6 protein-coding genes, 5 tRNA genes and 3 rRNA genes are annotated in these 13,782 nt (G+C 47.8%); 2 read left to right on the top strand and 12 right to left on the bottom strand.

The genetic code is table 11. From position 1 onward, the window contains the following. Nucleotides 1–26: 26 nt before the first annotated feature. The 12 genes from Pcarn_RS02380 to rluD all read right to left on the bottom strand — a co-directional run bounded on the left by Pcarn_RS02380 (nucleotide 27) and on the right by rluD (nucleotide 11,175). A complete protein-coding gene (locus Pcarn_RS02380; protein ID WP_261834806.1) occupies nucleotides 27–359 on the bottom strand; it encodes a DUF1904 domain-containing protein in 333 nt (110 codons plus the stop codon). A 334-nt stretch (nucleotides 360–693) separates the two neighbouring features. Further along, nucleotides 694–770, bottom strand: a tRNA-Asp gene (locus tag Pcarn_RS02375). A gap of 92 nt (nucleotides 771–862) precedes the next feature. Next, nucleotides 863–978, bottom strand: a 5S ribosomal RNA gene (gene rrf / locus Pcarn_RS02370). A gap of 91 nt (nucleotides 979–1,069) precedes the next feature. Further along, nucleotides 1,070–3,959 (bottom strand): 23S ribosomal RNA (locus tag Pcarn_RS02365). Nucleotides 3,960–4,321: 362 nt separating this feature from the next. After that, nucleotides 4,322–4,397: transfer RNA gene (locus Pcarn_RS02360), tRNA-Val, on the bottom strand. A 35-nt stretch (nucleotides 4,398–4,432) separates the two neighbouring features. Beyond that, nucleotides 4,433–4,508, bottom strand: a tRNA-Ala gene (locus tag Pcarn_RS02355). An 8-nt stretch (nucleotides 4,509–4,516) separates the two neighbouring features. Then, nucleotides 4,517–4,592: transfer RNA gene (locus Pcarn_RS02350), tRNA-Lys, on the bottom strand. Between the two features lie 2 nt (nucleotides 4,593–4,594). Next, nucleotides 4,595–4,670, bottom strand: a tRNA-Glu gene (locus Pcarn_RS02345). Nucleotides 4,671–4,762: 92 nt separating this feature from the next. After that, nucleotides 4,763–6,315, bottom strand: a 16S ribosomal RNA gene (locus Pcarn_RS02340). Together the 16S, 23S and 5S rRNA genes with 5 tRNA genes alongside form the textbook arrangement of a ribosomal RNA operon. A gap of 486 nt (nucleotides 6,316–6,801) precedes the next feature. Further along, nucleotides 6,802–9,378, bottom strand: coding sequence for an ATP-dependent chaperone ClpB (gene clpB, locus Pcarn_RS02335; RefSeq protein WP_261834805.1), 2,577 nt, complete (start codon nucleotides 9,376–9,378; stop codon nucleotides 6,802–6,804). 97 nt (nucleotides 9,379–9,475) lie between these two features. Next, entirely contained in the window at nucleotides 9,476–10,201 is a 726-nt protein-coding gene (pgeF, locus tag Pcarn_RS02330; RefSeq protein ID WP_261834804.1) for a peptidoglycan editing factor PgeF, read from the bottom strand. Further along, nucleotides 10,201–11,175 (bottom strand): 23S rRNA pseudouridine(1911/1915/1917) synthase RluD, encoded by a 975-nt coding sequence (gene rluD, locus Pcarn_RS02325; RefSeq protein WP_261834803.1) that lies wholly within the window; start codon nucleotides 11,173–11,175, stop codon nucleotides 10,201–10,203. The genes pgeF and rluD overlap by 1 nt, the downstream gene beginning before the upstream one ends. Nucleotides 11,176–11,314: 139 nt before the next feature. On the opposite strand from rluD, the gene bamD reads away from it, so the two are divergent. Both bamD and Pcarn_RS02315 read left to right on the top strand, forming a co-directional pair. Then, on the top strand, nucleotides 11,315–12,040 hold the full coding sequence (gene bamD / locus Pcarn_RS02320; protein WP_261834802.1) for an outer membrane protein assembly factor BamD: 726 nt from the start codon (nucleotides 11,315–11,317) through the stop codon (nucleotides 12,038–12,040). A 90-nt stretch (nucleotides 12,041–12,130) separates the two neighbouring features. Beyond that, entirely contained in the window at nucleotides 12,131–13,585 is a 1,455-nt protein-coding gene (locus tag Pcarn_RS02315; RefSeq protein WP_261834801.1) for an MltF family protein, read from the top strand. The last annotated feature ends 197 nt before the right edge of the window (nucleotides 13,586–13,782 follow it).

Raw genomic sequence — 13,782 nt, 5'->3', positions numbered from 1 at the left:
GGCGAACCTTAGGTTCGCCTTTTTTATTAGTAGTGTTCGCCGTTATCGTAATACTGACTTGGTGAGAGCGCAGTGAAGATAACCGCCACATCAACATCTTTACCCAAACTCTGACGAACTTGCTCGGTAATGGCTTTGGCACAGATATCCTGTTTATCCTGCCCTCTATCGAACCACATCACCTCTACAAATGGATAAGCTGAGCTTACCTCTCCCTCTAAGAAAAACTCAGTCGCAATCAATTCAAAGGTAAAGTCCTCTCGAGGACAATCCATCACAGGCTGTAGTTCATCAATTAAGGTCTTAGAAAGTACCTGAACTGTTTCGCGCTCTACAGCGCGGAATCTAAAATGAGGCATAACAATAATCTCTTAAGTGGGGATACAGGTATAGTAACAACGCCGCGCGGAGACTCAATAGGAGACGGAGCTATCAGCTATCAGCTATCAGCTATCAGCAGAATTAGAAAAGCTTCAAACGTAAAAAGCCCTAGTGTTTCGTCGCGGACGGCTAGTCTGAGATTTTATAAAACCTATAGACGTAAAAAAGCCCTAGTCTTTCGACTAGGGCTTCTCTGTTAGTGGCGGAGTGGCCGGGCTTGCGCTCAAGCGGGACTCGTTTGCTCAAAGAGCAAAAATCAATTCTTCAAATAGCAAAAAACCTCAGCCTTTCGACTGAGGTTTCGCTAATAAGTGGCGGAGTGGACGGGACTCGAACCCGCGACCCCCGGCGTGACAGGCCGGTATTCTAACCAACTGAACTACCACTCCGCACCAATTTGTTACTAAACAAGGTCTTACAATCTGCCTTATTCAGTTTTTGCTTTCAGATTTTTGCTTAAAAATCTGAAAACTTAAAGCAAGCCTGGCGATGTCCTACTCTCACATGGGGAAACCCCACACTACCATCGGCGCTATTGCGTTTCACTTCTGAGTTCGGCATGGAATCAGGTGGGTCCACAACGCTATGGTCGCCAAGCAAATTCTTAAAATTCGGAAAGCTATCTAAAAGTTCATCACACAATCAACGTTCTATCTTTGAGTCCAACTCAAAACCTCTTAGGTGTTGTATGGTTAAGCCTCACGGGCAATTAGTACAGGTTAGCTCAACGCCTCACAACGCTTACACACCCTGCCTATCAACGTTCTAGTCTCGAACAACCCTTCAGGACACTTAAAGTGCCAGGGAAGACTCATCTCAGGGCTCGCTTCCCGCTTAGATGCTTTCAGCGGTTATCGATTCCGAACTTAGCTACCGGGCAATGCCATTGGCATGACAACCCGAACACCAGAGGTTCGTCCACTCCGGTCCTCTCGTACTAGGAGCAGCCCCCTTCAATCTTCCAACGCCCACGGCAGATAGGGACCGAACTGTCTCACGACGTTCTAAACCCAGCTCGCGTACCACTTTAAATGGCGAACAGCCATACCCTTGGGACCGACTTCAGCCCCAGGATGTGATGAGCCGACATCGAGGTGCCAAACACCGCCGTCGATATGAACTCTTGGGCGGTATCAGCCTGTTATCCCCGGAGTACCTTTTATCCGTTGAGCGATGGCCCTTCCATTCAGAACCACCGGATCACTATGACCTGCTTTCGCACCTGCTCGAATTGTCATTCTCGCAGTCAAGCGGGCTTATGCCATTGCACTAACCTCACGATGTCCAACCGTGATTAGCCCACCTTCGTGCTCCTCCGTTACTCTTTGGGAGGAGACCGCCCCAGTCAAACTACCCACCAGGCACTGTCCTCACCCCAGATAATGGGGCTAAGTTAGAACATCAAACATACAAGGGTGGTATTTCAAGGATGGCTCCACCAATACTGGCGTACTGGTTTCAAAGCCTCCCACCTATCCTACACATGTAGGCTCAATGTTCAGTGCCAAGCTGTAGTAAAGGTTCACGGGGTCTTTCCGTCTAGCCGCGGGTACACTGCATCTTCACAGCGATTTCAATTTCACTGAGTCTCGGGTGGAGACAGCGTGGCCATCATTACGCCATTCGTGCAGGTCGGAACTTACCCGACAAGGAATTTCGCTACCTTAGGACCGTTATAGTTACGGCCGCCGTTTACCGGGGCTTCGATCAAGAGCTTCGACTTACGTCTAACCCCATCAATTAACCTTCCGGCACCGGGCAGGCGTCACACCGTATACGTCATCTTACGATTTTGCACAGTGCTGTGTTTTTAATAAACAGTTGCAGCCACCTGGTATCTGCGACTCCCAATAGCTCCATCCGCAAGGGACTTCACCGTCGAGAGCGTACCTTCTCCCGAAGTTACGGTACCATTTTGCCTAGTTCCTTCACCCGAGTTCTCTCAAGCGCCTTGGTATTCTCTACCCGACCACCTGTGTCGGTTTGGGGTACGATTCCTTATAATCTGAAGCTTAGAGGCTTTTCCTGGAAGCATGGCATCAATGACTTCACCGCACGTAGCGGCTCGACATCGTATCTCAGCGTTAAGAAAGTCCGGATTTACCTAAACCTTCCGCCTACATACTTGAACCTGGACGACCGTCGCCAGGCCCACCTAGCCTTCTCCGTCCCCCCATCGCAATTATAAGAAGTACGGGAATATTAACCCGTTTCCCATCGACTACGCCTTTCGGCCTCGCCTTAGGGGTCGACTTACCCTGCCCCGATTAACGTTGGACAGGAACCCTTGGTCTTCCGGCGAGGAGGTTTTTCACCCCCTTTATCGTTACTCATGTCAGCATTCGCACTTCTGATACCTCCAGCAGCCCTTACAGACCACCTTCAACGGCTTACAGAACGCTCCCCTACCCCGCTAATAAAATTAGCAGCCGCAGCTTCGGTGTATAGCTTAGCCCCGTTACATCTTCCGCGCAGGCCGACTCGACCAGTGAGCTATTACGCTTTCTTTAAATGATGGCTGCTTCTAAGCCAACATCCTGGCTGTCTAAGCCTTCCCACATCGTTTCCCACTTAGCTATACTTTGGGACCTTAGCTGGCGGTCTGGGTTGTTTCCCTCTCCACGACGGACGTTAGCACCCGCCGTGTGTCTCCCGGATAGTACTCAATGGTATTCGGAGTTTGCAAAGGGTTGGTAAGTCGGGATGACCCCCTAGCCTTAACAGTGCTCTACCCCCATTGGTATTCGTCCGAGGCTCTACCTAAATAGATTTCGGGGAGAACCAGCTATCTCCAGGTTTGATTGGCCTTTCACCCCTAGCCACAAGTCATCCGCTAATTTTTCAACATTAGTCGGTTCGGTCCTCCAGTTGATGTTACTCAACCTTCAACCTGCCCATGGCTAGATCACCTGGTTTCGGGTCTATATCCAGAGACTGAACGCCCAGTTAAGACTCGGTTTCCCTACGGCTCCCCTAGATGGTTAACCTTGCCACTGAATATAAGTCGCTGACCCATTATACAAAAGGTACGCAGTCACACCACGAAGGTGCTCCTACTGCTTGTACGTACACGGTTTCAGGTTCTATTTCACTCCCCTCACAGGGGTTCTTTTCGCCTTTCCCTCACGGTACTGGTTCACTATCGGTCAGTCAGTAGTATTTAGCCTTGGAGGATGGTCCCCCCATATTCAGACAGGATATCACGTGTCCCGCCCTACTCGATTTCACTGATGATGCGTCGACAACTACGGGACTATCACCCTGTATCGTTGAACTTTCCAGAACATTCGTCTAACGCATTAAAAGCTTAAGGGCTAATCCAATTTCGCTCGCCGCTACTTTCGGAATCTCGGTTGATTTCTTTTCCTCGGGGTACTTAGATGTTTCAGTTCCCCCGGTTCGCCTCTTACACCTATGTATTCAGTGCAAGATAATTGCTTATGCAATTGGGTTTCCCCATTCAGAAATCCCAGACTCAAATGGTTTTTACTACCTAATCTGGGCTTATCGCAAGTTAATACGTCTTTCATCGCCTCTGACTGCCAAGGCATCCACCGTGTACGCTTAGTCACTTAACCATACAACCCAAAGAAGTTTCTTTAAGGTTGACCTATTTGCTTTCACTTTTAAAAAGTGAAGACAAAGGTTAAATCACCAAAGTTGTCTGCAATTATTTAAACATGATGCAGACTCGATTTTGCCGGACTCAAATTCCAAGAACACTTGATTGTGTGTTGGTACCTAAATCATAAAGATTTAGGATTTGAGAACTTTTAATTGAATATTGTTAATCAAACAATATTCGTCAGCTTTCCAAATTGTTAAAGAGCAAAATACTTAATAAAAGCATTTTCTAAAGATTCTTAGGCGACAAAAAATCCAACCAGCATCAATTTCTTGCTCTGGTTTGGAACTTCATAATCCAAAAATGTTTAGAGAATGGTGGGCGATACCGGGCTCGAACCAGTGACCCCCTCCTTGTAAGGGAGGTGCTCTCCCAACTGAGCTAATCGCCCACATTATTTTTAATTCCTGTGGTAGGAATCTCTCATGGTGGAGCTATGCGGGATCGAACCGCAGACCTCCTGCGTGCAAGGCAGGCGCTCTCCCAGCTGAGCTATAGCCCCATGAGAAATGGTGGGTCGTGCAGGATTCGAACCTGCGACCAATTGATTAAAAGTCAACTGCTCTACCAACTGAGCTAACGACCCAATGGTATCCCGTAGGGGAGTCGAACCCCTGTTACCGCCGTGAAAGGGCGGTGTCCTAGGCCTCTAGACGAACGGGACACTAAGTGAGATGTCTTGGGGGACATCTCTAATCTCTTTACTTTCTAAACCGTATCAATCTGTGTGGACACTCATCGTGAGTAATCATCGTATAAGGAGGTGATCCAGCCCCAGGTTCCCCTAGGGCTACCTTGTTACGACTTCACCCCAGTCATGAACCACAAAGTGGTGAGCGTCCTCCCGAAGGTTAAACTACCCACTTCTTTTGCAGCCCACTCCCATGGTGTGACGGGCGGTGTGTACAAGGCCCGGGAACGTATTCACCGTAGCATTCTGATCTACGATTACTAGCGATTCCGACTTCATGGAGTCGAGTTGCAGACTCCAATCCGGACTACGACGCACTTTTTGGGATTCGCTCACTCTCGCGAGTTGGCCGCCCTCTGTATGCGCCATTGTAGCACGTGTGTAGCCCTACTCGTAAGGGCCATGATGACTTGACGTCGTCCCCACCTTCCTCCGGTTTATCACCGGCAGTCTCCCTGGAGTTCCCACCATTACGTGCTGGCAAACAAGGATAAGGGTTGCGCTCGTTGCGGGACTTAACCCAACATTTCACAACACGAGCTGACGACAGCCATGCAGCACCTGTCTCAGAGTTCCCGAAGGCACCAATTCATCTCTGAAAAGTTCTCTGGATGTCAAGAGTAGGTAAGGTTCTTCGCGTTGCATCGAATTAAACCACATGCTCCACCGCTTGTGCGGGCCCCCGTCAATTCATTTGAGTTTTAATCTTGCGACCGTACTCCCCAGGCGGTCTACTTAACGCGTTAGCTCCGAAAGCCACGGCTCAAGGCCACAACCTCCAAGTAGACATCGTTTACGGCGTGGACTACCAGGGTATCTAATCCTGTTTGCTCCCCACGCTTTCGCATCTGAGTGTCAGTATCTGTCCAGGGGGCCGCCTTCGCCACCGGTATTCCTTCAGATCTCTACGCATTTCACCGCTACACCTGAAATTCTACCCCCCTCTACAGTACTCTAGCCTGCCAGTTTCAAATGCGGTTCCGAGGTTGAGCCCCGGGCTTTCACATCTGACTTAACAAACCACCTGCATGCGCTTTACGCCCAGTAATTCCGATTAACGCTCGCACCCTCCGTATTACCGCGGCTGCTGGCACGGAGTTAGCCGGTGCTTCTTCTGCAGCTAACGTCAAATGATGCCGCTATTAACGACACCACCTTCCTCACTGCTGAAAGTGCTTTACAACCCGAAGGCCTTCTTCACACACGCGGCATGGCTGCATCAGGCTTGCGCCCATTGTGCAATATTCCCCACTGCTGCCTCCCGTAGGAGTCTGGACCGTGTCTCAGTTCCAGTGTGGCTGATCATCCTCTCAGACCAGCTAGGGATCGTCGCCTTGGTGAGCCATTACCTCACCAACTAGCTAATCCCACCTGGGCTAATCTTGACGCGAGAGGCCCGAAGGTCCCCCTCTTTGCTCCGAAGAGATTATGCGGTATTAGCCATCGTTTCCAATGGTTATCCCCCACATCAAGGCATATTCCCAGGCATTACTCACCCGTCCGCCGCTCGACGCCCTTAACGTTCCCCGAAGGTTCAGTTAAGTCGTTTCCGCTCGACTTGCATGTGTTAGGCCTGCCGCCAGCGTTCAATCTGAGCCATGATCAAACTCTTCAATTAAAGTTTTGTTGTTCCGAAGAACGGCTCAATGAATACTGACTTCAAAATCACTAAGTAATTTTAAAGCTATTATCGTTCCAACAGAACGATAATGAATTGACTGTGCCAAGTCTTTCGACTCGTTTGGTCACTCAGTTCATTGATAAATCTTTTTGGATTATCATCAACGAGTGCCCACACAGATTGATAGGTTTAAATTGTTAAAGAGCTTGCTTTTTCGAGGCTTACCTCTCAAAGCGGACGGCCTATTCTAATGAGTTAATTTTCAGTGTCAACCACTTTTTTATCAATCAATTCATCTTTTTAGAACCGCTTGTCGTCTGCGATGTTTGTCGTGACAACGGAGGCGCATTATAAGGATCGAGCGCCCCCTGACAACCCCTAAAAAACACTTTTTTTGAAGAAAACTATCGTTTGATTAATTACTGCACATAGCAAACGTTTTCGTGGCATTTCTTCGCGTTTTAAAGGGGTCAATTAGGTGAATTAATTCTGTTTCGCGACGATCTCTTCACCTTCAACCACTAGCTTTATTTCGGCACCGGGTACAAATTTCCCAGCCAATAGAGATTTAGCTAGCGGGTTTTCTATATATTGCTGTATTGCTCGCTTAAGTGGTCTTGCACCATATACTGGGTCAAAACCGATTTGTGCAATCTTATCTAAGGCTTCGGCGCTAACAGATAGTAGATACTCTTTCGACTCTAGGCGCTTGCTTAATGCCTCGAGCTGAATAGCAGCGATATTCTGAATATGCTTTTGGCCCAATGGGTGGAAAACAACACTCTCATCTACACGGTTTAAGAACTCAGGACGGAAATGATTCTTCACCACTTCCATTACTCGCTCTTTCATCTCTGTATAGGTAGCTTCACCAAATCCTTGATGAATTTCTGTAGAGCCTAAGTTAGAGGTCATAATCAAAACCGTATTGCGGAAATCTACCGTACGACCCTGACCGTCGGTTAGACGACCGTCGTCCAACACCTGTAGCAGGATATTGAATACATCCGGATGTGCCTTCTCTACCTCATCCAATAGAATCACAGAATAAGGACGGCGACGCACCGCTTCCGTTAGATAACCACCTTCTTCATAGCCTACGTAACCAGGAGGTGCACCAACAAGGCGAGCTACAGAGTGTTTCTCCATAAACTCAGACATATCGATACGCACCATGGCGTCCTGACTGTCGAATAAGAAGTTCGCTAGGCTCTTACACAGCTCAGTCTTACCTACACCTGTTGGGCCTAAGAATAAGAAGGAACCAATTGGCTTGTTAGGATCAGATAAGCCTGCTCGACTGCGGCGAATTGCATCAGCTACCGCATCCACAGCTTCATTCTGTCCGATGACTCTTTCATGAAGCTCATCTTCCATTCGCAGAAGCTTGCTCTTTTCCGCCTCTAGCATCTTGGCTACTGGAATACCGGTTTGCTTCGATAGAACCTCAGCAATCTCAGCATCGGTGACCTTGTTCTTGAGAAGCGTCATTTCTTGTTGCTCAGCATCTGCCGCAAGCTGAAGTTGTTTCTCAAGCTCTGGGATACGGCCATATTGAAGCTCAGACATTCTATTGAGGTCGCCCGCCCTTCGAGCAAACTCAATATCAAGGCGCGCCTGTTCCAGTTCAGCCTTAATATTCTGTGTTCCAGATAAGGAGGCTTTTTCTGCAGTCCATACCTCATCCAGCTCAGCATACTGGCGTTCTTTTTCTTTCAACTCTTCATTAATTAAAGCCACGCGCTTACGACTAGCATCATCATCCTCTTTACTAAGAGCCTGTTGCTCCATTTTTAGTTGAATGATTTTGCGGTCGAGCTTATCCATCGACTCCGGTTTAGAGTCTATCTGCATACGTATAGAAGAAGCCGCTTCATCGATCAGATCGATGGCTTTATCGGGAAGCTGTCTATCAGAAACGTAACGATGAGATAAAGTGGCTGCCGCTACAATCGCTGGGTCAGTAATATCTACATGGTGGTGAAGCTCATACTTCTCTTTTAGACCACGCAAGATAGCGATGGTATCTTCCACCGTAGGCTCATCCACCAGCACCTTTTGGAATCGGCGCTCTAGAGCTGGATCTTTCTCTATATATTGTCTGTGCTCATCGAGAGTGGTGGCGCCTACGCAGTGCAGTTCACCACGAGCCAGTGCAGGTTTAAGCATATTTCCTGCATCCATCGCGCCCTCACCTTTACCGGCGCCGACCATGGTATGCATCTCATCGATAAAGAGGATGACGTTACCCTCTTCCTGAGCAAGTTCATTTAGAACCGCTTTCAAGCGTTCCTCAAACTCTCCTCTATATTTAGCACCCGCAACCAATGCCCCCATATCGAGGGCAAGTACGCGGCGGCCTTTCAGACCTTCAGGCACCTCATCATTAATGATGCGCTGAGCAAGTCCTTCAACGATAGCGGTTTTACCTACACCAGGTTCACCGATAAGCACAGGGTTATTCTTAGTACGGCGTTGCAATACCTGAACGGTGCGACGGATCTCGTCATCACGGCCAATCACAGGATCGAGCTTGCCCTGCTCGGCACGAGCAGTAAGGTCTATGGTGTATTTCTCTAGTGCTTGACGCTGTTCTTCCGCATTTGGGTCATCGACCTTTTGACCACCAGTGATCTTTTCGATGGCCTCTACGATTTTTTGCTCGGTTAGACCTTGCGCCTTAAGCATTGGGCCAAGTTGGCTATTGTCGTGTATGGCGGCCTGAAGGAATAGCTCTGACGAGATATAGCTGTCGTTGCGCTTCTGGGCGAACTTGTCACATAGATTAAGTAGCTTAGTTAAAGGCTGAGACACCTGAACATCAGCAGACATGCCAGTTACTTTTGGGAATTTATCCAGCTGTTCAGACAGCTGAGCACGCAACTTCACCAAGTCCACTTGAAGCAGGGTCAGCAATGGACGAATACTGCCACCTTCTTGGTTAAGCAGTGAGAATAATAGATGAGTGGGTTCTATATATTGATGGTCTCGGCCTACAGCAAGAGACTGTGCATCCGAGATGGCTGATTGGAATTTACCAGTCAAACGGTCAAAACGCATTTCGAACTCCTATTTGAATACAAACTCATTGTTTACTTTCTATTCAAATGGATGCACAAAATGCATTTTTCAAGGCAAATATATGACTTTATCTAAATTAAGACTCGATCCAGATAAAGCTAGCCTGACGGCCGGTGTTGGACTGTCTTCTGTACGAAAAGAAGTTTTCAGCATCTTTATAGGTGCACAATTCAGACAAAGAAACGTCTGTGCAGCCCGTGCGAGCGAGTCTGTTTTTGGCCAGTAGCGGAAGGTCAGCCATAAACTTACCCGGTTTATGTTGATGAAAAGCTACTGCATCTCCAGCATCTGCATCAACAAATTGCTGACGCACCTCTTCTCCTACCTCAAAAGCATCGATGCTTATTGCAGGACCAATCCAAACACTCACTTCATCAGAGAAATGTTCTAGGGTATTTTCAAGGATGCCACCCGCTAAACCACGCCATCCTGCATGAGCCGATGCCACCTGAGTGCCATCTCTACTAGCAAACAAAACCGGTAGGCAGTCTGCGGTCATTACACTCAATACCACACCTGGCATTGAGGTAACCAAGGCATCGGACTCTGTAGCAACTGCGGTTGATTCAGATACCGAAGCGACAACCGTAGAGTGAGTCTGATTCATCCATACCGGAGCAGATGGCATACCACTCACAGCTTGCAAATGGTCTCGATTCTTCTGCACAACAGCTGCATCATCAGAGACATGCATTCCCAAGTTGAGGCTGGCAAAGTCACCTTGTGAAAAGCCACCCGCTCGAGTCGAGCTGATGGCTTTTACATTCTTAGGCAGAGACCATTTAGGCAGAATGAATCTCATTAATACTCTTCTTCGTGGTTCAGTTGAGCATCTTCTCGAAGGGCTTCAGCCATAGCTACCATGTCATCTGGCACTAGTGCATGGAATTGCATTTCTTCACCGGTACTTGGGTGTTCAAACTTCAGCATTACTGCGTGCAGTGCTTGACGGTCAAAGCTACGAATCATCTGAGTAAGTTCTTCCGATGCGCCACGAGGAATACGCGCACGGCCACCATAAGCCACATCACCAAGAAGCGGGTGTTGTAGATATGACATGTGTACACGGATCTGGTGAGTACGACCTGTCTCTAGACGAAGACGAATACGAGTGTGTTCACGGAAGTGCTCTGCAACTCGATAGTGAGTAATTGCTGGCTTACCTAGCTCGTTTACTGCCATCAAGGTACGCTTAGTTGAGTGACGGCCGATAGGCTTTTCAACCATGCCACCAGCTGTCATCTTACCAATAGCAATCGCTTCATACTCACGGGTAATACGGCGCTTTTGCAGAGCACGAACAAGGCGAGTCTGGGTAGGTACGTTCTTAGCTACCACCATCAAACCCGTGGTGTCCTTATCCAGACGGTGCACGATACCGGCACGAGGAACTTCGGCAATCTGAGGATAATGGAACAGCAAAGCATTCAGCACTGTGCCGTCTGGGGTACCCGCGCCTGGGTGAACAACGAAGTCACGTGGTTTGTTTATAACCAGAAGGTCATCATCTTCATATACCACGTTTAGAGGAATATCTTGCGCTTCCCAACGTTCTTCATCTTCAATCTCGGCAGCAACGACGATCTCTTCACCGCCCATCACTTTGAAGCGAGGCTTAGTAATAACCTGGCCATCAACAGAGATCTTGCCTGCCAATAACCACTCTTTAATGCGTGAACGGGAGAATTCATCAAACAATTCTGCAACCGCTTGGTCTAATCGTTGACCTAATTGGCTTGGGTTAACGGTACTTTTTAATTCTATCTGCTGGGCCATATCGAACTTTTTAAAAAACTGTGGGACTAATGCTTGCGACTATGAAAAAATAGACGTTTTCGTTATTGTATCCGCTAACCGGCCGATTGTAACGGCAACCCAACAAATAAAATTCTCGAGCATGGCTTCTAGTTTTAAAATGAAACATTTCTCTTTAATCGGTCTGCTATCCGTCTTCCTACTGGTAGGTTGCAGTAGTAGCGATGAAATCGTACCGGACGTCCCACCGGCAGATCTGTATGCGGATGCACAATCATCACTGCGTACTGGTGCATGGCCATCTGCTATCGAAAAGCTTGAAGCCCTAGATTCTCGTTATCCGTTTGGCCCTTATTCTGAGCAGGTACAGCTAGACCTTATCTACGCTTACTACAAAAACGATGAACTGCCATTGGCACTTGCGACCATCGAACGTTTTACTCGTTTGAATCCAACGCATCAACGTTCTGACTGGGTTCTATATATGCGCGGTCTTTCGCATATGGCACAGGATAGAAACTTCCTACACGATGTCTTTAATATCGACCGCTCTGACCGTGACCCTGAGCCTGTAAAACTGGCTTTCGCTGACTTCAAACGTCTACTGCAACGCTATCCAAACAGTGCGTATGCGGAAGATGCACAAAAACGCATGGTGGCATTGAAGCACCGTTTGGCGGAATACGACCTAGCAACGGCCGACTTTTATATCCGCCGTGAGGCCTGGATTGCTGCGATTAACCGAGCTCAAGAGATCCAGAAAACCTACCCTGATACAGAGGCTGCACGTAAGTCTTTAGAGCTACAACTTATTGCTTATAAAGAACTTAACCTGCAAGACGCCGTTGAGCGTACTGAAAAACTGATTGAGCTAAATCCTCTATAAGTGTTAAATTTAAGAGACCGGATGTTAACAACTTAACATCCGGTTGCGGACATGGAGTCTGCTTTTTCATCAACCAACAGGGATTGTGGTATGAAAAATCTTATGAAGTGGCTTATCGCCCTCCCCTTAATTTCCTTTTCTGCACTAGGGCTAGAGCTCTCTCCCCTTGAGCGCAACACCTACAAAGGTGACTTCGAACAACTCAAAGAGCGCGGTGTCATTCGTGCCTTAGTCTCTGCAGACCTTGGCTTTTACTATGTGGAAGGGGGTCGTCCTAAAGGCATTATTGCCGAACAATTGCATCACTTCGAAACCAAGATCAAACAAAAAGCCCCACTGATGCGGGTGAAGATCATTCCCGTCGGACGTGACGACTTATTCAAAGCACTGAATGAAGGGTATGGTGATGTGGCCGTTGCCAACCTAACCATTACTGAGCGTCGCGCTAAATTAGTCGACTTTAGCGACCCTATTCTAAAGAACGTTGAAGAGCTGCTGGTTACTCACAAAGATATAGAACCAATCGAAGAGCTAGCTGATGCTGAAGGTCTAGAGGTATGGATTCGCGCCAGCTCTAGCTACTTCGAAAGCGTTCAAGAGATCAACCGCCGACTATCCGACGAAGGCCTGATCCCTATGCGAGTTAACTTCATTCAAGAAACCTTGCAAGATATCGAACTACTAGAAATGGTGGATCAAGGCTTTGTTCCAGCGACCATTATCGACTCACACAAGACCAAACTGTGGGCAAAGGTAATGGAAAATATAGTAGTTCATCACGATTTCCCACTGCGAGAAAATGGCGAGATAGCCTGGGCTATACGCAAAGACAGCCCTAACCTCAAAAAGGAAATCAACGCCTACCTGAAGAAAGCAAAGGGTGGCACCCTGCTAGGGAATGTTATCTATGGCAAGTACATAGATAATACCCGTTGGCTAAACCGCGCCCTGAACCCAGCCAAGATGGCCAAGCTTGAAAACGTGTCTAAGATTTTTGAGCTCTATGGTGATCAATACGATATCGACTGGGTGATGCTTTCGGCACAGGCATTCCAAGAGTCAGGCTTGGATAACAGCAAGGTCTCTCACCGAGGCGCTGTGGGCATAATGCAGGTACTGCCAGCAACCGCTAAAGACCCCTATATCAATATCCCAAACATCAAACCGGTTGAGAATAACATCCACGCGGGAACCAAATATCTAAGGTTTATTCACGACCGCTACTTTGATGATCCTGATATCGACAAAAACGATAAGGTCTATTTCAGTCTCGCTTCCTACAACGCGGGACCTGCAAAGATCAGACGTATGCGTACATTGGCTAGAAAGCAGGGGTACGATCCAAATATTTGGTTTAATAATGTAGAGATAGTGGCGCGTAGGAATATCGGTAGAGAGCCGGTGCAGTATGTGGCTAACATCAATCGCTACTACGTGATTTACAAACAGCTCGGGATTATTCAGAGTCAGCGCGATGGAATCGATATTCCAACCGAGGTCGAGATAGATCCAGTACAACTCATCTTTGAAAGCAATAGAGAGTGATCCTGCTCTAATTCAGCGGCGGTCATTAAGATGCAAAGAGGCGCCAAAAACTCATCATTTTCAGTGCCTCTCTTCATTCAAAAGTGCCACCAAAAACCTAGCCTTGCAAGCCATTTTTTATAAACCTTGGCAGACAATCACAAACCCATATTCAAATACCAACACCACCGACCAAACGTGATCTGTATCACATCATT

Source organism: Vibrio ishigakensis, from assembly GCF_024347675.1.
GTDB lineage: Bacteria > Pseudomonadota > Gammaproteobacteria > Enterobacterales > Vibrionaceae > Vibrio > Vibrio ishigakensis.
This window is presented reverse-complemented; position numbering and strand designations above follow the sequence as displayed.